Raw genomic sequence first — 21,742 nt, 5'->3', positions numbered from 1 at the left:
GCATCAATTTTTCATAAATTTCAAACAAGCCTGCCCAGGCCCTCTGGCGCAGAGGGGCCCAGCATCCGCTCGGGGCGGACCCAGGCGTCAAACTGCGCCGCGGTGACCATGCCCAACGCCAACGCGGCCTCGCGCAAGCTGGTTTGGTGGGCTTGGGCATGTCCGACGATCTGCGCGGCGCGGTCGTAGCCCACGTGGGGAACCAGGGCGGTGACCAGCATCAGCGAGCTTTGCAACAGCGCATTCACCCGCTCCACATTGACCACCAAGCCCGACACGCAATGCCGCGCAAAGCTGCGCATGGCATCGGCCAGCAGGCGCTGGCTGTCCAGCGTGTTCAGGGCGATCAGGGGCTTGTAGGCGTTCAGTTCGAACTGCCCCTGACTGGCCGCCAGGCCCAGGGCCACGTCGTGCCCCATGACCTGGGCGCACACCATGGTCAGGGCCTCCACCTGGGTGGGATTGACCTTGCCGGGCATGATGGAACTGCCGGGCTCGTTGGGGGGCAGTGTCAACTCCCCCAAACCCGCCCGCGGCCCGCTGCCCATCAGGCGGATGTCGTTGGCCATCTTGGTCAAGGCGATGGCCAGCATCCGCAGCGCACCGTGAAACGCCACCAAGGCCTCGTGGCCGGCCATGGCGGCAAGCAGGTTGTCGGCCTGACGCAAGGGCAAATCCAGCCGCCACGCCAGCTTGGCGACCACCCGGGGCCCGAACTCGGGGTGGGTGTTGAGGCCCGTGCCGACCGCCGAGCCCCCGATGGCCAGTGCAAGCACACCTTCCAAGGCCGTCAGCAGGCTGTGTCGGCACAGCACCAACTGGGCACCATAGCCCCCCAGCTCCTGCCCCAGCGTGACGGGGGTGGCATCTTGCAGATGGGTGCGTCCCGTCTTGATCACCGGGGCAAAGGCCATGGCCTTGGCCGCCAGAGCCCTCAGCAGTTCGTCCAGCGCGGGCAACAGCGTGGCGCGGGCGTTCAGGCCCACCGCCAGGTGCATGGCGCTGGGAAACACGTCGTTGGACGACTGCCCCAGGTTCACATCGTCATGGGGGTGGACCGTGGTGCCCGCGAGCGCCCCCTGCGCCAGGGACTGGGTGGCCAAGGCGGCAATCACCTCGTTGACGTTCATGTGGCTTTGGGTGCCCGAACCGGTCTGCCAGACCGACAGGGGAAACTCGGCATCAAACTCGCCCGCGGCCACCCGCTCGGCAGCGCGTGCAATGGCCCCGGCCAACGCTGGCGGTTGCTGGTGCAGATCCTCGTGGACGCAGGCGGCCGCCCATTTGAGCCAGGCCATTGCGTGAATGATGTCCAAAGGCATGCGCTGTTCGCCAATGGCAAAAAACCGCAGGCTGCGCGCGGTGTGAGCCCCCCACAGCACGCCCGCAGGCAGGCTGACCGAGCCCCAGCCGTCGGCCGCCATGCGTTCCAGGGGAGGCACCGCGCTCGATGCAACAGTCTGTTCGGGTGGCAGGATATTCATGGGCATCCATGCTCGTGCCCAGGTTTCACACCGTCTGTTCGGCTCCGCACGGTGAGCCACGGGCTGCTGGCGCACCATCTCGGCACGATCTCCATCGCCTCGGTCGCGTTCACCTCAAACGCCTTGCCATGCCATGGATCCAACACAGGATGGACACCCCATGAACAACGCCATTCACCGCTTCAGCGATTTGTTTTCGCAGCTGGGGTTGCCCAACGACCCCGAGAGCATCGCCAACTTCCTGGCCGGAAACCATGGCATGGCCAACGGCATGCGGCTGCCTGAAGTCCCGTACTGGAATGTGGCGCAGGCCCAGTTTCTGAGCGAATCGCTGCTCCAGGACGCCGACTGGACCGACTGGGTGGACCGCCTCAGTCAGGCGCTGCAACACCGACCGTATTCCCCCATGGCTCCAGGGTCTGAAAACTGACCCCATCGGCAGACGAGGACCTCCCGGCACAGGGATCAGCGCCTGCTGTTCGCCCCTCTCCCGGTGCTTCGCAGGCCCTTTGCGGCGAAGGCACTCAGGCGAAGACCCCATTTCTTGTCACCCCCCAGAAAGCACCCATGAAAAACGCCCTTCTTGTCAGCGCCCTGCTCACCGCAGGCAGCCTAGCCCCCCTCGGGATGGCACAGGCCCAGGTGGCCGGTTCCACCACCACCGCCATCACCGTGACCGAGGCCACGCAGGTGGCCATGGGCTGGAGCGTGAAGAAGTCATTGATGGGCAAAACGATCTACAACGACGCAGGCGAAAAAATCGGCAAGGTCAGGGACCTGATCATTGACCCCGAGCGCAACGTGTCGTTCGTGATCGTGGGCGCCGGTGGGTTCATCGGCATCGGCAGTCACGACGTGGCCATTCCGGTCCAGCAGGTTCAAAACCGCAATGGCAAGCTGACCATTCCCGCGGCCACCAAAGGTTCCATCAAGGCCATGCCTGCTTTCAACTACAGCGACGACACGGCTCAGCGTGATCGGTTCATCGCCGACGTGGAGCGCGACATGGCCCGCGCCCGCAGCAAGTTGACCGAACTGAAACAACGGGCAGGGACTGCAACCGCCGAAGCCAAAGGCGCGATCGAGCAGGACATGGACCAACTGCAAATGGACCTGAACAGCACGCAGGAAAAACTCGATGACCTGAAGCAATCGGGTGCGGCGCGCTGGCACGACTTCGAATCGGCCGTGAACACCGCCCTCGCCAAATTGCGCAGGAAACTGGATGCGGTTTGAAGCCTTGGTTCGTGCCTGGCATGGAGGGTCAGGCCGCACGGCGAACGAAGCAAACCGAGTGAGGCCTCGTCTTCAGGCAAAAAAAATGGACCCTTACGGGTCCACTTTTTCTTTACCTGGCGGAGTGAGAGGGATTCGAACCCTCGATGAGGCTCTACACCCCATACTCCCTTAGCAGGGGAGCACCTTCGGCCACTCGGTCATCACTCCGGGAAACCAATATTATGCCTCAATCTGGCGACGTTTTTTTCTGACCACCCACACCCGTGGCATCGGGCACGTATTTCAGACCATCCCCCACCCGACACACCCGGCCCTGGGCCACCCTCAGCTCCAGGCGATGGCCTCGGGTGGTGGCCGCCAGCACCTGCTTCATCAACTGATCCAACTGCGCGGCAGACGGTCCCTTGGCCGAACAGCGTCGCAACCACAGGCGCAGGGCATTGGCCAATCGGTCCGAAGGCAAGGCCTGCAATGCCCGGAGTCTGGGGGGCTCCCCCGCCGCCAGCAAGTCGTCCGCCGCCAACGCGTCCAGCAGGCGACTGGCCTGGGCGCAATGCCTTGCCGTGCGAGACACCGTCTGGGCCATGGACGGAAACACCTCCCGCAGCACGGGCAGCACCTGCAACCGAATCCGGTTGCGGGTGAAACGCAAATCGGCATTGGTCGGGTCGACGATGTGAGGCAACCCGTGGGCTTCCACATGCGACTTCAGCGCAGCCCCCGGCAATGCCAGCCAGGGCCGGCCAAACCGCACGCCGTCCAACACCCAGCTCGACGGCATGGCGGCCAGCCCGGGCACACCAGCGCCACGGGACAGGGCCAGCAACAGGGTTTCCAACTGGTCGTCGGCATGGTGGGCCATCCACACCCCCGAGGCATTCAAGTCGCGAGCGGCTTCGGTCAATGCGGTGTAGCGATGCTCTCGCGCCACCGCTTCCACGCTGTCACCGGGTGACACCCGCACACACGGGCGCACCACCCGCAAAGGCAGCCCCCAGGCTGAGCACACCTGTTGGCAATGGCGCTCAAAATCGGCCGCTGCCGCCTGAAGCCCATGGTTGATGTGCACCGCGTGCACTGCACCGGGCCAGCACCGCTGTGCCACATGGAGCAAGGCCGTGGAGTCGGCCCCACCACTGAACGCCACCACCAAGGGGTGCAAGGCGGAGGGCGGGGCGGACTGCAGCACCACCCACTGCCGGGCCGCCAACACCAGGGGTTCGGTCACGGCAAGGCCCGGGAACTGCCAAGCGGCAGTGAAAAAGCGGCTCGGCTCAGCGGGCAGCCCGCTCGGCCTTGGTGTCCCCAAAACGGCCGTAGGACTGCAACCGTGCGTAGCGCCGGTCCAGCAGTTCCTTGGGTTTGAGGTCGGCCACCTGACGCCAGGCATCGCCCAACGCACGTTTGAGGTAGGCGGCCATCTGCTTGTGGTCGCGGTGGGCACCACCCACAGGCTCATTGACGATTTTGTCGATCAGCCCCAGCGCTTTCAGCCGATGGGCGGTGATGCCCAGGGCCTCAGCCGCGTCTTCGGCGCGGTCGCTGGTCTTCCACAAGATGGAAGCACAACCCTCGGGGCTGATGACCGAGTACACCGAGTACTGCAGCATCAGCACCTGGTCAGCCACGGAAATGGCCAGGGCACCGCCCGAGCCACCTTCACCGATGATGGTGCTGATGATGGGCACTTCCAGCTGGGCCATCTCAAAGATGTTGCGGCCAATGGCCTCCGACTGACCACGCTCTTCCGCATCCATGCCCGGGTAGGCGCCCGGGGTGTCCACGAAGGTGAACACCGGCAACTGGAATTTCTCGGCCAGCTTCATCAGGCGCAGGGCCTTGCGGTAACCCTCGGGCTTGGTCATGCCGAAGTTGCGCAACGTGCGCTCCTTGGTGTCTCGCCCCTTCTGGTGACCGACAACCATGCACGGCTGTCCGTTGAAGCGGGCCAGCCCGCCCACGATGCTCAGGTCGTCGGCAAAGTGGCGGTCGCCGTGCAACTCCACGAAGTGCGTGAAGATGTCGCGCACGTAGTCCAGCGTGTAGGGACGGTCCGCATGGCGGGCAATCTTGGTGATTTGCCAGGGACTCAGGTCACTGTAGATGTCTTTGGTGAGCTGCTGACTCTTTTTGGCCAACTGGTCGATTTCGGTCGAAATATCAACCGCCGACTCGGTTTGCACGTAACGCAGTTCTTCGATCTTGGATTCCAGTTCGGCAATGGGTTGCTCGAAATCCAGATAGGTTTTTTTCGCCAAGGTGTTGCTCCTTCGGTGGGGCGGGCGGTTGCTGAACGAAGGCTCAGAACCGCAGGAAGGCTGTGCTCAATACGTGACAGCCACCGGATCCAACGAGCGCCAAATATACCAAGTGGCCACCGTGCAGTACGGAGCCCACCCGGCGGCCACTTCTCGGATGTCGCTGCGGCTGACCGGCTCGCCCGAAAAATAGGCTTGGCTGACACCGTTGATCAGCCCCGCGTCGTCCAGCGGCAGCACGTTGGGTCGCATGAGGTGAAAAATCAGGAACATCTCCGCCGTCCAGCGACCAATGCCCCGAATGGCCACCAGCTCCTGGATGATGTCCTCGTCGGACATGTCGGGCCAATGGTCCACGTTCAAGCGCCCGGGCGAGGAAAAGTGCAGCGCCAAATCCACCAGGTATTCGACCTTGCGGGCGCTCAAGCCCGCCAGCCGCATGTCGTCCACCTTCAGGCGCAACAGGGCCTGGGGGGTCATGGTGTCGCACAACTGCTCGAAGCGGTTCCACACCGATTGAGCGGCCTTGGTGGAAATCTGCTGACCCACGATGCTGCGAGACAGGGTGGTGAAGGCATCGCCCCGGGTTTGCAACACCGTGCTGCCGTGCTGGGCCACCAGCTTTTTCATCACCCGGTCCTTGCGGGACAGGTGGCGGCAGGCCTCCGTCCAATAGGCCGGACCACCGGCCAGGGCCACGCCGGTCATTGACGCTCCCAGGTGGTGCCCGCAGGGCCATCCTTGAGCACCACACCTTGGGCGAGCAGCGTCTGGCGAATCTGGTCGGCCTTGGCGAAGTCCCGGGAGGCCTTGGCCTCGGCACGATCGGCAATCAAGGCCTGAATGGCCGCTTCATCCAACCCCGCCCCGGCCTGCAAAAACTGGTGTGGAGGCTGCTGCAACAGCCCCAACACCCCTCCCAGGGCCCGCAATTGGGCCGCCAGCTCGGGCGAACGCGTGCGGTTGACCTCCGACGCCAGCTCGAACAGCACGGCCACCGCCTCGGGCGTGCCAAAGTCTTCGTCCATGGCGGCGCGCAGGCGCTGCGCGTGCGGCTGGGACCAGTCCACGGCCACCTCGGGCACGGTGTCGCACACCGACAGGGCGGTGTAGAGCCGCTTGAGGGACTGACGCGCATCGTCCAGGTGGGCGTCGCTGTAGTTCAGGGAACTGCGGTAGTGCGCACGGATGATGAAGAAGCGCACCGTTTCCGCGTCGTACTTGGCCAGCACCTCGCGGATGGTGAAAAAGTTGCCCAGGCTTTTGGACATCTTTTCGTTGTCCACCCGCACAAAACCGTTGTGCATCCAGTAGCGGGCCAAGGGCTGACCCGTGGCGCCCTCGGATTGGGCGATCTCGTTTTCGTGGTGAGGGAATTGCAAATCGGCCCCACCCCCGTGGATGTCGAAGGTTTCGCCCAGCAGCTCGCAACTCATGGCCGAGCATTCGATGTGCCAGCCCGGGCGCCCCAAACCCCAAGGGCTTTCCCATTTGGCCTCGGCGGGCTCGTTCTCCTTGGCCGATTTCCACAGCACAAAGTCCAGCGGGTCTTGTTTGCCATCGGCCACCGCCACGCGTTCCCCGGCACGCAGTTCGTCCAGGCTCTTGCCACTGAGCTTGCCGTACCCCTCAAACCCGCGAACCGAGTAGTTCACGTCGCCGTCGCTGCCCTGGTAGGCCAAGCCTTTGGCCGCCAAGCGCCGGATGATGTCGAGCATGCCCGTCACATGGTCCATGGCGCGGGGCTCGTGGTCGGGCCGGGCGATGCCCAAGGCATCGGCATCCTGGTGCAAGGCGTCGATCATGCGATCGGTGAGGCTGCGAATGGTTTCACCGTTCTCGGCCGCCCGCTTGATGATCTTGTCGTCGATGTCGGTGATGTTTCGCACATACGTCACCCGATACCCCGTGGCCTTGAGCCAACGTTGAACCACATCAAACGCCACCATGGACCGGGCATGCCCCAAGTGGCACAGGTCGTACACGGTCATGCCGCACACGTACATGCGAACGTGCCCAGGCTCCAGAGAAACAAACGGTTCAAGCTGCCGTGACAGGCTGTTGTGGATGCGCAGGGACATCGGGAAAATGGAGTGAAGAAATCAGGAAAAAGCCACAGCGCGAACGGCTGGGCAGGAGGAGATGCCGCCCAGAGAATCTGGACCCCCTCAGCTACAATGAACCAGTATATCGGCACCCACCCCGTGGCCGGATTGCCTGCTTCGACGGTATAAACCGTCACCCGCCCTTCTCGACCACTCACGCCCTGTTGTTGCCATGAGTTCATTGTCCTTCGCCGTCCTGTCCAAACCCCTCAAGGCCCATGTGGTGCTTTGGTCCCTGGTGGGGAGCCTGTGGTCTGGGCACGCCTTGGCCGACGATTACGCCGATGTCAACCGCTTGATCAAGGCTGGGCAAAGCGCCGAAGCCCTCAACAAGGTGGATCAGTACCTGGCCAACAAGCCCCGCGATCCCCAGATGCGCTTTCTGAAGGGTGTGATCCTGGCTGAAACCGGCAAATCCACCGAAGCCATCGCCACCTTCGTCAAGCTGACCGAAGAATTCCCGGAACTGCCCGAGCCCTACAACAACCTGGCCGTGCTGTACGCATCGCAAAGCCAGTTTGACAAGGCACGGGTGGCCCTGGAAATGGCCATCCGAACCAACCCCAGCTACGCCACCGCCCACGAGAACCTGGGCGACGTGTACGCCAAGTTGGCCAGCCAGGCTTACAGCAAGGCGCTGCAACTCGACAGCACCAACGCCGGGGTGCCACCCAAGCTGGCCCTGATCCGCAACCTGTTTGCCCCCGAGGCCAAGGGCGTGCGCCCGGCCACCGCCCCGACTGCGGCGCCCGCCCCTGCCCCACAAGCCCAGGCACCGGCAGCCCCCGCCCCCGCCCCCGCGGTGCAGCCTGTGCCTGCCAAGGCAGCCGATGTCGGCAACACCAGCAAACCCGTGGCCGCACAACCGGCCACAGCCCCCGCCGAAGCAGAAGACGTGGTCGGCGCCGTGAAGGCCTGGGCCAAGGCCTGGTCTGCCAAGGACATGGACGGCTACCTGTCGGCCTACGGCAGCAAGTTCGACCCGGCGGGCAGCCGTTCGCGCAAAGACTGGGAACAAGAACGCAAAGCCCGCATCGTGTCCAAGGGCAGCATCTCCGTCGAGGTGTCCGACTTTGACGTCAAAGTGGCCGACACCAAGGCCACTGCCGTGTTCCGCCAACATTACAAGGCTGGTTCCCTGGTGTCCAACAGCCGCAAGACCTTGGAAATGGCCAAGGAAAATGGCCGCTGGGTCATCGTGCGTGAATCGACTGGCGGCTGAGTTTCCCGGGAACTCTCAACCTCCGTGCGGGGTCCTGCATGTCAGGTGGCGATGACGTTTTGCGCCACCCCTCCCATCCACAGTGACCCCGCAGGGTCACTTTTCTTTTGTCCGGATTGACGTTGAGCAGAAAAGCACTGACCGGCCTGACCGTCGGACTGTTGGTTGTCCTGGGATTCGCCCTGTTGGTGCTGGGCAAGCCGCATGGCGGGTGGCTGGCATCGGTCACGCCCAAAGCAGCACAGCAACCGACGCCAAGCCCGGCCCCGCAGCGCCCCCAACCGTCCGCCTCAGTCCAGGAAACGGCTCCTGCCACCGCCCCGTTGCACCCAAAAGCCCTTGCTCCCACGGAAGGGGCAACGGTTTCTGCCACCCAACTGCTGCAATCGGGCCACCTGCCGGAAGGACATCCGGAAAAGCGCCTGATTGAAATTTATGCCCTGATCGAAAGTGGCGACCTCTCCACCGCCTTGGACCGCTCGGGCAAGCTGGTGCACGACCACCCCAACTTCCAACTGGCGCAACTGGTTCACGGGGACCTGCTGCAGTTGCGCTACAAGCCCGCGCCCGACCCCGACAGCCTGGGCTTGACGGTGGGCGCCAGCGCCCAGATGGCCGCGTTGCGCGCCGAGTCCCGCATGCGTCTGGATGCGCTGCGCAACCGCCCCGCCCCGGGCAGCGTTCCCCGGCAATTGCTGGCGGTGTCCAGCCAGACGCGACACGCCATTGCCATCGATGCCTCCCGGGGGCGCTTGTACGTGTTTGAAAACCAGGGACCCAACGCCAACGATGGCTCGCCAAGGCTGAAGCTGCTGGCCGATGCCTTCATCTCGGTGGGCAAATCGGGCATTCGCAAACAGGTGGAAGGCGACGGACGCACCCCGCTGGGCAACTACTACATCACCTCGGTCCGGGACCGCAAAAGCCTGCCCGAGTTCTACGGGGCCGGGGCCCTGCCCATCAACTACCCCAACGCCTTTGACAACCACCGCGGCCGCACGGGCAGTGGCATCTGGTTGCATGGCACGCCCCCCAACCAGTTTGTGCGGGCCCCGCTGGCATCGGACGGCTGTGTGGTGCTGGCCAACCCCGACATGCAACGCCTGCTGGACATGGTGGCCCCCCGCTCCACCCCGGTGGTGATTGCGGAACAGCTGGAGTGGGCCAACCCTTCGGCCCTGGTGCCCGAGCGGCAAGCATTTGAAGCCGTGCTCCAACGTTGGCAGGGTGACCGCGGTCGTCTGACCCACCAGGAGCTGGCGCAAACCTACCAAGTGCCCGCCCAGGGCCTGCAACGCGTCAAGGCCACCGAAGCCGACTTGGCCGTGGACCCCTCGTTCCGCCTGGGGTTTGCCCAACTCTCGCTGCTGCAATCGCGCCAACCCGATGAAGGCATGGTGGTCACGTTCGAAGAAACGGTGAACGACCGCCCCTCTGGCGTGGTCCGCCGCCAGTACTGGTTGAAGCAGGACGACCAATGGAAGCTGCTGCAAGACAGCATCCTGTCGGGCACGCCGTCGGCACAGCTCAAGCGCCAGCCGCCCAAGCTGGAAGCGGCCGTCACCCCGTCCAAGCCCGACGCAACCACGGCACAGGCCAGCGTCGCAGCAACGCGCGGCACGCCTTCGGGCGACACGCCCACAGGACCACGGGGTCAGGACGCCGCGGTGCACCAGGCGGTGATGGCCTGGTCCAAGGCCTGGAGCCAGAAGAACATGCCGGCCTACCTCAAAGCCTATGACAGCAGCTTTGTGCCGCCGGGCGGTGCCTCGCGCAAGGCCTGGGAGAAGGACCGCATCGACCGCATCATCTACAAATCGTCCATCTCGCTGAAGCTGGCCAACCTGAAAGTCAGCACCCAGGGCGACCACGCCACCGTCACTTTTGTGCAGCACTACAAGGCCGACCAACTGCAGGTGTCTGGCCGCAAAACCCTCAAACTGGTGCGCCGAGGCAATGACTGGCGCATCACCCACGAAAGCGTGGGCTGACCCAAGGACTTTTGCATGACCTTCTCGCTGTTTTTCACCCCATGGCGGCACACCCGCCGCCACCTGTTGGCCCTGGGCGTCGGCATTGCCCTGAGTGGGGGCGCCTGGGCCGCCGATGCCCCAGCCCCCGTGCGGGTGAAGCTGGCCACGTCAGCGGGTGACATCGTGCTGGAGCTGTACCCACAGCACGCGCCCAAGACGGTGGAAAATTTTGTCCAGTACGTCAAGGACAAGCACTACGACGGCACGGTGTTCCACCGCGTGATCGACAACTTCATGGTCCAGGGCGGCGGCTTCGATGCCACCCTCACCCAGAAGAAAACCCGCGCCCCGGTGGTGCACGAAGGGCGTGAAGCCCTGGCCAGCGGCGGTCTGCGCAACACCGTGGGCACCGTGGCCATGGCGCGCACCAACGATCCGCAATCGGCCACCGCCCAGTTCTTCATCAACGTGAAGGACAACGCCTTCCTCGACCCCACCCCCATCCCCCCCGGCGACCCGGTGCCCCGCTTCGAGTACCAGGGCCGGGTGTACGAAAACACGCCACGGGCCACCCTGCTCAACGCCACGCAGCTGTACGGCTACACGGTGTTCGGCAAGGTGGTCAGCGGCATGGACGTGGTCAACAAGATCAAAACCACCCCCACCGGGGCGTCAGGCCCGTTCCCCTCGGACGTGCCCAAAACCCCCATCACCATCCTCAAGGCCACTCTGGAGAACTGACATGAGCCAACCCAAAGTTGAACTGCACATCGCCGACCACGGCGTCATCACACTGGAACTGGATGCTGAAAAAGCCCCCAAGTCCACCGCCAACTTCCTGGCCTACGTGGCCAAGGGCCACTACGACGGCACCATCTTCCACCGCGTGATGGACGGCTTCATGATCCAGGGCGGCGGCTTCGAGCCCGGCATGAAGCAAAAGCCCACCGACAAGCCCATCGAGAACGAGGCCAACAACGGCCTGAAGAACGACAACTACACCATCGCCATGGCGCGGACCAACGACCCGCACTCGGCCACGGCCCAGTTCTTCATCAACGTGACCGACAACGGCTTCCTGAACCACACCTCCCCCACCGCCAGCGGCTGGGGTTATGCCGTGTTCGGCAAGGTGGTTGCAGGCACCGAGGTGGTGGACGCCATCCGCAAGGTGCGCACCGGCCGCAGCGGTTTCCATGAAAACGTGCCCAAGGACGACGTGGTCATCACCAAGGCCGTGGCCGTCTGAGCCCTGCCATGACGCCCAGCCCCGGCCCCACAGCCCCGGTGCTGGAGGCGAGGGCCTCCTGGCAGACCTTGGCCTTCCTGTCGGACGTGCACCTTCAGCCGTCCGACCCGCTCACCCACCAGGCGTGGACCCACGCCCTGCACCACCTGCAGGCCGACGCGCTGTTCATCCTGGGCGACCTGTTCGAGGTGTGGGTGGGCGACGACGTGCTGGACGACCCCGAGCACGGCCCCTTCTGGCGCACCTGCGCCAACACCTTGGCCGCCACCGCCCGGCGCATGCCCGTGTACTTTGTGGCGGGCAACCGCGACTTTCTGGTGAGCCACCACTTTCTGGCCCGCACCGGCCTTCAGGCGCTGGATGACCCCACCGTGCTGCACTGGCAAGGCCAGCGCTGGTTGCTGTCGCACGGCGACCTGCTGTGCACCGACGACTTGCCGTACCAAGCCTTTCGCCAGCAGGTGCGCCAAGCCGACTGGCAGCACACCTTCCTGGCCCGCCCCCTGGCAGAGCGTCTGGCCGTGGCCCGCGGCATGCGGGACGCCAGCGAGCAGCACAAGACCCAAGCCACCACCCCGTGGGTGGACGTGAACCCCTCCACGGTGGACCAATGGATGGCCCACCATCACGCCCAGGTGCTGGTCCACGGGCACACCCACATGCCCGCCTGCCACGCCTTGCCAGAGGGGCGCGTGCGCTGGGTCTTGAGCGATTGGGATGCCACCGCCCAGCCGCCGCGTGTGCGGTGGCTGCAGGCCCAGACCAGCCCCACCGGCGCGGCGCCAAAGTTTCAAGAAAAATCAGCCCCTAACGCTTGATATCAAAGCGCAAGCAGCTCACTTTTCAATAGCAAAAGCAGATCAGCGGCAAACTGGCCAGACCCGGGCTCCCCGGCGCTTGGCCAGCCTGCTTGTGATGCGATCAGGCTTTGCGCACCAGCGCCTTCAGCGCGTGCTGCAAGCGGCGTGCGGCCTCGGCTTCCCAATCGGCGGCCAGCACCGTGGCGGCGTCTTGCGCCCAGGTTTGCACCGGCGCGGGGTCGTTGCGGCGGGTCAGCAGCTTGAGTTGCAAGGCCCGGCGGGCGTCCAGTTGGGCAGCGGGCGTGGGCACTTCGGCGGCCATTTCCAGGCGCAGCAGGGCTTCGTCGACCGAACCCTTGGCGGCGGCACCGAGGGCTTGCACCCAGCCCTGGCGCACGCCAGCGTTCACCCGGCCACCCAGTTCCTGGGCAGACGGCACGGCCTGCGGGTCGCGGGCCTTCCAGGCGTCCATCAACTGCGTGAGCGACTGGCCATGCGCCTGTGCTGCCAGCTTTTTCAGTGCACCTTGGGCCTGCTCGATGGCGTCGCGGCGGGCGCGGAACGCAGCGTCACCCAGGCGAGGACCGCGGGGGGCCGCATCGCGGTCGCCAAATCGGTCACCAAAGCGTCCCCCTTCACGACTGCCGTCGCGGCCATCGCGTCCACCATCACGTCCACCATCGCGGCGACCGGGGCCGCCACGGTCATCGCGTCCGGGGCGTGCCCCGGGGCGCGACGCGGCAGCCGGTTCGGCGCGCTTCATGCCCGGACGGTCATCACCCCGCACGGCCACCAGCTTGCGTGCCGGGGCCGCGGGCTTGGTTGCTCCTGAATCAGAAGCACCTTCCGCTTGTTCTTCAAGCGTGGGAGTGGATTTTTGTTCTGCATTTTGAGGCGCAGCGGCTTCACCGCTGTCGCGGCTGGCCTGTTCCACAACGACCATGGCGGCCTGGATGCGCTGGGCATCGTGGCTTTGGATGGCGTCTTGCAGCTCGCGCACGGCGTCCAACACCCGCTGGTCCACCGCATTGAGGGCCTGGGCCTGCTGGACACGGGCCGCGTCCTTGCGCTGGAAGGCCTGGTCGATGGGCTGGCGGAAGGCTTCCCACAGCTTTTGTTCCTGACGGCGGTCCAACGGCACGGCCTGGGCCAGGTGTTGCCATTCCTGCTGAATGGCACGGATTTCGTCCACCTTGAGCTGCGGGGCGGCACCCAGCTCGGTGGCGCGGGCGATCAGGGCCTGGCGCTGGGCCAGGTTGGCAGCCTGGGCGGCCTCCAGGGGCGCACGAGCCTTGTCCATGGCGGCTTTCCACTGGGGTTGCAGCTCGGCAAACTGCTTTTCGCTCAGGTGACCGGCGTGGCGCCAGGTTTCGGACAAGCGGTGCAGCTCGCGCACGTGCAAGCGCCAGTCGGTGTTGTTGGCATGGGCCGCGGCCCAGTCGTTCACGTCTTGAATCAGGGCCAAACGCTGGGCGCGGTGTTCGGTGGCTTCCTGGCGGATTTTGGTCAGCCACTCTTCCACCAGCTTGTGGGCACGGTTGCAGGCCTCATCAAAGCGTTTCCACAAAGCGTGGTTGGGGGCACCGCCCTGGTCGGTCTGCTTCCACGACTCGCGCAGGCCTCGCAGCACCTCTTGCATCTTGCGGCCACCCAGCCGCTGACCTTCGGGCGCGGTGGTCAGGGCTTCGGCCTTGGCCACCAGCTCCTGGCGCAACTGGTCGGCGCGCCAGCGCTGCCAGCCTTCCATGTCACCGGCCTGGGCCAGCAGCGCCTGGGCGGGACCTTCCACTTCCGGGGTGAGCCAACGGTGCTGCTCTTTCAACACCTGACGCAGCTCCTGGGACAAGCGGGGAATGACCTTGCTGTGGCCTTGCTCCAGCTCCTGCGCCAAGCGTTGGGCAGCGGCTTCGACCAGCTCGCGGGTCTTGGCACGGGCGGCCTCGATTTCTTCGCGGCTGGCCGATTGGGCGGCGGGCTCGGGCACGGCTTCACCACGGGCCTGGCGAATTTCGTCGGCCCATACGGGCACGGCTGGCAAGGGAGCGGCGGCATCGTCCTGAGCCGCCACGGCCAGGGCCAATGCAGCCTCAAAGGCATCCCACACCAGCGCCAGCTGGGTGCGCGCAGCCTCCAGCATGGACACGAACCGCTGCTCGATGCTGCCCCATTGGGGGTCCTGGGTCAGCGTTTCGGCCTGGGCTTGCCACTGCTGCACGTCCTGGCTCAGGCCGGTGTTGACCTGACGGGCGTCGGCCAACGGTTTGGTGGACAGCACTTCGATACGCTGGGCCAGCAGCACGGCGGCTTCGCGCGACACCTGGATGCGGTGCTGCAAATCGTCCACGGCCTTGATGCGTTCGGCCAATTGTTGTTTGAGCCCCGCCAAGGGCTCGCGCGACAGCGGGGCCCCGGCCTTGGCGGCGTCCCGCTGCCAGGCCATGGCGTCGGCGACGTTCAAACGGCTCAGGTCCAGCAGGCTCTGTGCCTTGACGGCCCACTCGCTCACCAGTCCTTCTTGCAGCCGGGCGCGCTTGAGTTCGTCCAGCTTGTCTTTCAGGGCACGGGCCGCGCCTTTGTCGCGGTTGGACAGTTCGCGGTGCACCTCGTTCATCAGGTCCACAGACGGGTCCGTGGCCAACCAGTCACGCACGCGGGCAGCACGCTCGCTGGAGGTGGGGGCGGTGAAGGCGCCCCCGGTGACTTGGTCCAGGGAAGCGATGTCCATGGCGGGGCGGGCTTGGGAAGGGGAACGTTCGGATTTCACGTCAGGCACTCTCGGTCATCCATGCAGCGGGCCCTGTAGGCCAGCGCCGGGTTCAGGCACAACCCTCTATTGTCTCAGCAGGGAACCGGGGTGGGCTGCGTTGGCTCAAAACTGACCGCAAAATCAGCCAAACATCAGACTCGTTAGTTATAACAAAATCAATTTATATGATTGACCAGTCATTTAACGCCCCATAGAATCCGCCAAATTCCTGACCCGGGGGTTTTCCCTCAATGCCGGGTCATCGTTCGCTCCACGCCTCTTCAGGCGTTTTCCGGTCCCTCAGGCACACCCACCGCCCTGAATCGGAGGTGCGCCTCAGCAGATAAGAAAGGACAACGAATGATTGCAAACGCAACCACTCCCCCTTTGCACGCCCGTTCCCTGGGCGCGCTCAAACGCAGCATCCAGTGGGCCGTTGGCCTGGTGATGGATGTCACCCACAGCGGCATTGCTTTTGTGGGCCTGACCATCGCCGGCTTGGCCTTGGCCCTGATGGTGCATGAACCCCTGCGCGACGCCGCCGAGCAGAAAGTGCTCACGTGGCTGCTGCAACGCCAAGAAGCCCGCAACGACGGCCTGCCCCTGATGCAAGAGCCCCAGGCCGCCGAGCGCGCCACGGCGGGGTCGCCCACAGCGCTGCCCAAGGCGCAAGCCAACGTGACCTTCTGGCTGTCACGCAAATACAGCGTGGCCCCCGAGCCCTTGAGCGTGCTGGTGGCCGAAGCCTTCAGCCTGGGGCAGAAGATCAAGTTGGACCCCACCCTCATCCTGGCCGTGATGGCCATTGAGTCGCGATTCAACCCGTTTTCTCAGAGCACATACGGCGCCCAAGGCCTGATGCAAGTGCTGACGCGGGTTCACACCGACAAATATGAAGACTTCGGCGGCACGCTGGCCGCGTTCGACCCGGTCACCAACCTGCGCGTGGGTGTGCAGGTGCTGGTGGAGTGCATCCGCCGTGCAGGCAGCATCGAAGGTGGCTTGGGCCTGTACGTCGGTGCGGTATCGGTGGACGCCACCGACTACATCACCAAAGTGATGGCCGAACATGTGCGCCTGAAAGACGTGGCCAATGGCAAGGCGGTGTCCGTGCTGGACAACCGGGTGCCCCCCCCCGCGTCCGCCCTGGCCCCGGCTGCGCCCTCCACCCCTTCCGCGGACCTCACCCAGGCGTTGCCGCCCACGGCAGCCGGAACTGCTGCCGAGCCCGCAGCGTCCTGACCCTGCCCAACAGACCTGCCCGGTTTGCCGAGGCTTGTGCCCAGGGCATCGCGTACACTCGCCGTCGCGCACGACTGGCGATACACCCTGCGGGTCCGATGTTCCGGCCCGCCGAGTGGACGTGGAACACCACTGGGAAGTGCGCCGCCTGCCACCGCTGAACCTCAGCGGACCGATTGGCAGTGCGATCGGCCGTTCGCCTGGGCAGTCCTTGTTCCCCCACCCTGCGGGTCAAGGTCCCTCGTCACTGAAAGACTGCCATGTACAACCGCAACATCCTGATTGAACAAACCGACCCCGAGCTGTTTGCCGCCATCCAGGCCGAAAACGCCCGCCAAGAGCACCACATCGAGCTGATCGCCAGCGAGAACTACGCCTCGCCCGCCGTCATGGCGGCCCAAGGCACGCAGCTCACCAACAAATACGCCGAAGGCTACCCCGGCAAGCGCTATTACGGCGGTTGCGAACACGTGGACGTGGCCGAGCAACTGGCCATCAACCGCGTGAAGGAGCTGTTCGGTGCCGACGCGGCCAACGTGCAGCCCCACTGCGGAGCCTCCGCCAACGAAGCCATCTTCCTGGCCTTCCTCAAACCCGGCGACACCATCATGGGCATGAGCCTGGCCGAAGGCGGCCACCTGACCCACGGCATGCCCCTGAACATGAGCGGCAAGTGGTTCAACGTCGTGTCCTACGGCCTGAACGACAAGGAAGAAATCGACTACGACGCCATGGAGCGCAAAGCCCATGAGTCCAAGCCCAAACTGATCGTGGCCGGCGCTTCGGCCTACAGCCTGCGCATCGACTTCGAGCGCTTTGCCAAGGTGGCCAAAGATGTCGGCGCCATCTTCATGGTGGACATGGCCCACTACGCGGGCCTGATCGCCGCCGGTGTGTACCCCAACCCCGTGCCCTTTGCCGACGTGGTCACCAGCACCACCCACAAGAGCCTGCGCGGCCCGCGCGGCGGCATCATCCTGATGAAGGCCGAGCACGAAAAGGCCATCAACAGCGCCATCTTCCCCGGCCTGCAAGGCGGCCCGCTGATGCACGTGATCGCAGCCAAGGCCGTGGCCTTCAAGGAAGCGCTGACGCCCGAATTCAAGGCTTACCAACAGCAAGTGGTCAAGAACGCCCAGATCGTGGCCGAAACCCTCACCCAGCGCGGCCTGCGCATCGTGTCGGGTCGCACCGAAAGCCATGTGATGCTGGTGGACCTGCGCGCCAAGGGCATCACCGGCAAGGAAGCCGAGGCCGTGCTGGGCAGCGCCCACATGACCATCAACAAAAACGCCATCCCCAACGACCCGGAAAAGCCCATGGTGACCAGCGGCATCCGCGTGGGCACCCCGGCCATGACCACCCGTGGCTTCAAGGACGAGGAAGCACGCCTGACCGCCAACCTGGTTGCCGACGTGCTGGACAACCCGCGCGACCCAGCCAACATCGAAGCGGTTCGCGCCAAGGTTCACGCCCTGACCAGCCGCTTCCCTGTTTATAGCAACTGAATCAGGCAGAACAAGCGGAGAGGCCACTTTTGATGCTCAATTTTGACCTCTCCCCCTGCCGCGGCCCGCGGACGGCACAACCATGAAGTGCCCGTTCTGTGGCCACAGCGACAGCCAGGTGATGGAAACACGCCTGGCTGAAGATGCCAGCTTCATCCGCCGCCGACGGCAGTGCCAGAAGTGCGACAAGCGCTTCACCACCTACGAACGACCTGAAGTCAGCTTCCCCGCCATCGTCAAGAAAGACGGGCGTCGCATCGACTACGACGCCGACAAACTCCGTGCCTCGTTTTCGCTCGCACTGCGCAAACGCCCGGTCAGCACCGAGCAGGTGGTGAGCGCCATTGAGCGCATCGAAGAAAAGCTGCTCAACCTGGGGGCCAGGGAAGTGCCCTCCAGCCAGTTGGGTGAAATGGTCATGCGTGAGCTGAAAAAGCTCGACCAGGTGGCCTACGTGCGGTTTGCCAGCGTCTACCGCAGTTTTGAAGACATCGACGAGTTCAAAAACCTGGTGGACGAAGTCCGCCGTTGACGCCCTTGGGCGTTGAGCCTGCCAGCACCGACCAACGATGCATTTCGGCTGACCAGCAGCATGCCGGACTCCGGCAAAGGCCCGATACTTGGCGGCATGAAATGCCTTCGCACACCCTCCTCCCAACCCTCGGTGCGCCATCGGTTTACGGCGGGTTTCACGCTGATTGAGCTGATGGTGACCATCGCGGTGCTGGCCATCCTGATGGCCATCGCCGTGCCCAGCATGCAAGACCTCATCCGAAGCAACAGCATGCGCAACCTGGGCAATGATTTCACCCTCTCCATTCAGCGTGCACGCGGTGAGGCCATGGCCCAAAACCAATGTGTGGCGCTGTGCAAATCAGCCGATCCCACAGCCGCGATTCCGGTGTGCGATACCGCCAATGACGATTGGGCCCGGGGTTGGATCGCCTATCGAACCCCCACGTGCAATGCCCCCACATCGGCAGCACAGGTCAACAACGACAGAGCCACGCTGCTGTTCATTCAAGAACCGTTTGCACCATCGTTCAGGATCATGACCACCAACTCGGTGCGAAGCATCGTGTTCACCCCGCGGGGCATGACCAGCCTGGGCAATGCAGGCCAATTCAACGTTTCGGACACCAATGCCAGCAGCGCCAAAAACACCCAATACGGGCGAACGGTCTGCGTTGACATGGTGGGCCGCACCCGAAACATCACCTTCTTGGCCAATTGTTGAACACCATGGCTTCACACACCACCCAACGCGGTGCCACCCTCATCGAGGTGCTGGTTTCCATCATGCTGATGACCTTCACCCTGGCCGGCATGGCCGGGCTGCTGGGCGTCGCCACGCGCACCCAGCTGGGTGTGGAGACCCGCTCCAACATCAACAGCGCCCTCAACGACTTGGCCAACCGCATCCGCGCCAACTTGAATACCACCAACCCGGCAGACCGCACCACCTGGGCGGCGCACTACACAGGATTGACAGTGGCATCTCAAAGCTGGGACGATCAACAGGGGACCTCCACCACGCCCAACAAAGACTGCCTGACTTCAACCTGCAGCCAAGATGAACTGGCCGATTTTGACGTGGCCGAAGTGCGTGCCCGTTTGGCTCGCACCATGGCACAACCAGCACTTCAACTCAGTGGCGACGCCTCCGCCGGAATCCGCGCCACCTTCATGTGGTTTGACAAGGACTTCACCACAGTCTCCAGTTCAGGTGTGACGCTGAACACCTCGCCCACCTGCTCCACAACCGCAGCCACCACCACCGGCCAGTGGCTGCAAGGCCAAACCTGCTGCCCCACCGCCGCTGGCGTGGCTTCCACCCCCGGTGTTCGCTGCCTGAACCTGATGTTTTTGCCATGAGCCTCTTTCAATCATCCCCCCGCCCACTTCGCTTGCAACGCGGCGTCACGCTGATTGAGCTGATGGTGTCTGTCACCATCGGCCTGCTGGTGGTGGCAGGCGCAGGTGCCATTTACCTGTACGCCAGCCAGACGCAACGAGTGCTCACAGAACGCCAAAACATGTTCGAAGGTGCCAAAGTCGCCCTGGACATCATTGGTCGGGACCTCGAAAACGCGGGCTACTACCCGGCAGAAAACAGCCCGGCCCTGAGTCCCACCACCGTAAAAGTGGTGGGTTATGGCAACCCCTGCGACAACCCGCGGCACGACACGGTTTCCTTGTGCGACTTTGCCAACCCCGGTGCCTTCAACACACCGGTTTTTGGTTGCAGCGGACAGAGGTTGGTGCGATCGGGTTCTGGCTCGTCGGTCACCTATGCCTGTGGCGCATTGAGTGGGGTTGCCGCCGCCAATGTCGACTCACTGGTGGTCAACTATTTCACCAACGACGCTGAATCGTTGACCACAGGGCAACGCGCAGACTGCCAGGGCCAAGACGTGGTGCGGGACGCCATCAACAGCCGCAACGGCGTCACCCCCACGGCTGGGGCCACCGCGGCAGACCCTCCCACCAACCCCAACCGCCTGACCTATTCACTGGATTACAGCACCTACAACACCCCGACCCAAAAAGTCAATCCCAGCAACATCTCCAAACGCAATGCAAGCAGCGATACCCAGGGGGGAACCAGCATTCCTGCCCTGCCATTGTTTGTCTCCAATCGGTACACCTTGGTGCCGGTGAACGGCAGCATTTCAACCGATGCCAGAAAAGAAATGATTGATGGTCAATTGGTCACCACATTCTCCATGGCCTGCGATGGCAATGGAAATGACAACGACGCCAATGCGGCATTGGCCAGTGTGGCCCAACCCATGGTATCAGGCCTTGAGCAACTCAAATTTCAGTATCTGATCAATGGTCAGTACCGAAATGCCCCCATCTTGGGCGCACCCGATTGGTCATTGGTGACTGCCGTGCGCGTCTGTATATTGGCACATACCTACCGTTCAGCGCAAGCTGCAGTTATCAAAGACTGCAATGGCAATGACACCCCCGACGACGGTCGACTGAGAAAGGTGTTCACTCAAGTGTTTGCATTGAAAAATGCACTGATGTGAGAATCTCATGTGCAAAAATATACATCCAAAATTCCACCCCACCGTTTCGACCATCAGACGCCATCACCAGCAAGGGATCTCTTTGGTGATGGTGTTGATTTTCATGCTAATCTTGTCAGGCTTGGCGGCCTTTGGCGTTCGAAATGTGACCCTACTGGAAAAACAGGCCCACAATGAATTGGAATACCAAGTCGCTCGACAAGCTGCTGAAGCTGCTTTGCGCGATGCCGAACTGGACCTTCGAATTCCTGAACCCGACGGGCTTTTCACGCTGACAGGTGCAAAATGCGGGCGGGAAGCCAGCCTGATGCGAACCAAAGGCATTGCATCTGCCACCGATTCCGCTGAGTTCACCAACAATTGTCTGGAGGGTCAGTGCGGCATCTCCTCGGCCACCAGATACGCCGTTCAATGGGATGACGCCACACCTGCCAACAAAGGCGCCCCCTGGTGGCCCAACAACAAAGGAGGTGATTGGGGCAACAATGTTAATGCAGACGGATCACCCAATTTCACCTGTGGGAGCGGCACCGGTGGTGTGCCACTGGGTACGTACACAGGCACCCCCTCCATGGTAGGCGTGGCCCGCCAGCCTGAATACCTGATTGAAATCATGTCCCCAGAAGCAATGGGGGCCGCAGCTGTCGAATCCAAATTTGAATGTACATCGCGCACGAGCTCAGGTGGATCCAGCAAAGCGTCTGCTGACGAACAAGGGCTTTCCCCAGGAAATGCCAAAGGAACATGTTATTTGTTCCGCATCACCGCCAGAGGTTTTGGTGCCTCATTGCAAGACACCGACATCGACGGAAAACCTAACCCAAAAGTTGAAGTTTTGCTGCAAAGCTATTTCCAATTGTTTGTGAAGTGAGACCACC

20 protein-coding genes, 1 tRNA gene and 1 riboswitch are annotated in these 21,742 nt (G+C 63.6%); of the genes, 14 read left to right on the top strand and 7 right to left on the bottom strand.

Features of this window, described 5'->3' with window-relative positions:
- Window positions 1-20 precede the first annotated feature (20 nt).
- Window positions 21-1,484 (bottom strand): class II fumarate hydratase, encoded by a 1,464-nt coding sequence (locus ACYVB7_RS01845; protein ID WP_460504849.1) that lies wholly within the window; start codon window positions 1,482-1,484, stop codon window positions 21-23.
- A gap of 160 nt (window positions 1,485-1,644) precedes the next feature.
- Between ACYVB7_RS01845 and ACYVB7_RS01840 the strand changes: the two genes are divergently transcribed.
- Window positions 1,645-1,914 carry a DUF2789 family protein gene (locus tag ACYVB7_RS01840; protein ID WP_460504848.1) on the top strand — a complete coding sequence of 90 codons (270 nt, stop codon included), beginning with the start codon at window positions 1,645-1,647 and terminating at the stop codon, window positions 1,912-1,914.
- 137 nt (window positions 1,915-2,051) lie between these two features.
- Window positions 2,052-2,720 carry a PRC-barrel domain-containing protein gene (locus tag ACYVB7_RS01835; RefSeq protein ID WP_460504847.1) on the top strand — a complete coding sequence of 223 codons (669 nt, stop codon included), beginning with the start codon at window positions 2,052-2,054 and terminating at the stop codon, window positions 2,718-2,720.
- A gap of 117 nt (window positions 2,721-2,837) precedes the next feature.
- Here ACYVB7_RS01835 and ACYVB7_RS01830 read toward each other — a convergent pair.
- The 5 genes from ACYVB7_RS01830 to cysS form a co-directional block, all read right to left on the bottom strand.
- Window positions 2,838-2,930: transfer RNA gene (locus ACYVB7_RS01830), tRNA-Ser, on the bottom strand.
- Between the two features lie 19 nt (window positions 2,931-2,949).
- Window positions 2,950-3,951, bottom strand: coding sequence for a tRNA lysidine(34) synthetase (tilS, locus tag ACYVB7_RS01825; RefSeq protein ID WP_460504846.1), 1,002 nt, complete (start codon window positions 3,949-3,951; stop codon window positions 2,950-2,952).
- 46 nt (window positions 3,952-3,997) lie between these two features.
- Complete coding sequence (locus ACYVB7_RS01820) at window positions 3,998-4,981, bottom strand: acetyl-CoA carboxylase carboxyltransferase subunit alpha (RefSeq protein ID WP_460504845.1); 984 nt, start codon at window positions 4,979-4,981, stop codon at window positions 3,998-4,000.
- A 66-nt stretch (window positions 4,982-5,047) separates the two neighbouring features.
- Window positions 5,048-5,689, bottom strand: coding sequence for a DNA-3-methyladenine glycosylase family protein (locus ACYVB7_RS01815; RefSeq protein WP_460504844.1), 642 nt, complete (start codon window positions 5,687-5,689; stop codon window positions 5,048-5,050).
- On the bottom strand, window positions 5,686-7,062 hold the full coding sequence (gene cysS / locus ACYVB7_RS01810) for a cysteine--tRNA ligase (RefSeq protein ID WP_460504843.1): 1,377 nt from the start codon (window positions 7,060-7,062) through the stop codon (window positions 5,686-5,688). The genes ACYVB7_RS01815 and cysS overlap by 4 nt, the downstream gene beginning before the upstream one ends.
- 196 nt (window positions 7,063-7,258) lie before the next feature.
- Between cysS and ACYVB7_RS01805 the strand changes: the two genes are divergently transcribed.
- The 5 genes from ACYVB7_RS01805 (at window position 7,259) to ACYVB7_RS01785 (ending at window position 12,348) form a co-directional block, all read left to right on the top strand.
- On the top strand, window positions 7,259-8,308 hold the full coding sequence (locus ACYVB7_RS01805; protein WP_460504842.1) for a YybH family protein: 1,050 nt from the start codon (window positions 7,259-7,261) through the stop codon (window positions 8,306-8,308).
- A 122-nt stretch (window positions 8,309-8,430) separates the two neighbouring features.
- Entirely contained in the window at window positions 8,431-10,299 is a 1,869-nt protein-coding gene (locus tag ACYVB7_RS01800) for a L,D-transpeptidase family protein (RefSeq protein WP_460504841.1), read from the top strand.
- 15 nt (window positions 10,300-10,314) lie between these two features.
- Window positions 10,315-11,022, top strand: coding sequence for a peptidylprolyl isomerase (locus ACYVB7_RS01795; RefSeq protein WP_460504840.1), 708 nt, complete (start codon window positions 10,315-10,317; stop codon window positions 11,020-11,022).
- A gap of 1 nt (window position 11,023) precedes the next feature.
- Entirely contained in the window at window positions 11,024-11,530 is a 507-nt protein-coding gene (locus tag ACYVB7_RS01790) for a peptidylprolyl isomerase (protein ID WP_460504839.1), read from the top strand.
- 8 nt (window positions 11,531-11,538) lie between these two features.
- Window positions 11,539-12,348, top strand: coding sequence for a metallophosphoesterase family protein (locus tag ACYVB7_RS01785; RefSeq protein ID WP_460504838.1), 810 nt, complete (start codon window positions 11,539-11,541; stop codon window positions 12,346-12,348).
- A gap of 103 nt (window positions 12,349-12,451) precedes the next feature.
- On the opposite strand, the gene ACYVB7_RS01780 is transcribed toward ACYVB7_RS01785, so the two are convergent.
- Entirely contained in the window at window positions 12,452-15,055 is a 2,604-nt protein-coding gene (locus tag ACYVB7_RS01780) for a DUF349 domain-containing protein (protein WP_460504837.1), read from the bottom strand.
- Between the two features lie 381 nt (window positions 15,056-15,436).
- Between ACYVB7_RS01780 and ACYVB7_RS01775 the strand changes: the two genes are divergently transcribed.
- From ACYVB7_RS01775 to ACYVB7_RS01745, 7 genes are all read left to right on the top strand, one after another.
- Window positions 15,437-16,318, top strand: coding sequence for a lytic transglycosylase domain-containing protein (locus ACYVB7_RS01775; protein WP_460504836.1), 882 nt, complete (start codon window positions 15,437-15,439; stop codon window positions 16,316-16,318).
- 60 nt (window positions 16,319-16,378) lie between these two features.
- A riboswitch (ZMP/ZTP riboswitch) is annotated at window positions 16,379-16,531 on the top strand.
- Window positions 16,532-16,578: 47 nt separating this feature from the next.
- Window positions 16,579-17,826, top strand: coding sequence for a serine hydroxymethyltransferase (glyA, locus tag ACYVB7_RS01770; protein WP_460504835.1), 1,248 nt, complete (start codon window positions 16,579-16,581; stop codon window positions 17,824-17,826).
- Between the two features lie 82 nt (window positions 17,827-17,908).
- Window positions 17,909-18,358, top strand: a complete 450-nt coding sequence (gene nrdR, locus ACYVB7_RS01765) for a transcriptional regulator NrdR (protein WP_460504834.1) — start codon at window positions 17,909-17,911, stop codon at window positions 18,356-18,358.
- Between the two features lie 96 nt (window positions 18,359-18,454).
- Window positions 18,455-19,063, top strand: coding sequence for a GspH/FimT family pseudopilin (locus ACYVB7_RS01760; protein ID WP_460504833.1), 609 nt, complete (start codon window positions 18,455-18,457; stop codon window positions 19,061-19,063).
- A gap of 5 nt (window positions 19,064-19,068) precedes the next feature.
- Window positions 19,069-19,701, top strand: a complete 633-nt coding sequence (locus tag ACYVB7_RS01755) for a type IV pilus modification PilV family protein (RefSeq protein WP_460504832.1) — start codon at window positions 19,069-19,071, stop codon at window positions 19,699-19,701.
- Window positions 19,698-20,864 (top strand): PilW family protein, encoded by a 1,167-nt coding sequence (locus ACYVB7_RS01750; protein ID WP_460504831.1) that lies wholly within the window; start codon window positions 19,698-19,700, stop codon window positions 20,862-20,864. The genes ACYVB7_RS01755 and ACYVB7_RS01750 overlap by 4 nt, the downstream gene beginning before the upstream one ends.
- A 7-nt stretch (window positions 20,865-20,871) precedes the next feature.
- Complete coding sequence (locus ACYVB7_RS01745) at window positions 20,872-21,735, top strand: pilus assembly PilX family protein (protein WP_460504830.1); 864 nt, start codon at window positions 20,872-20,874, stop codon at window positions 21,733-21,735.
- Window positions 21,736-21,742 lie beyond the last annotated feature (7 nt).

It is taken from the genome of Hydrogenophaga soli, assembly GCF_054777695.1.
This window is presented reverse-complemented; position numbering and strand designations above follow the sequence as displayed.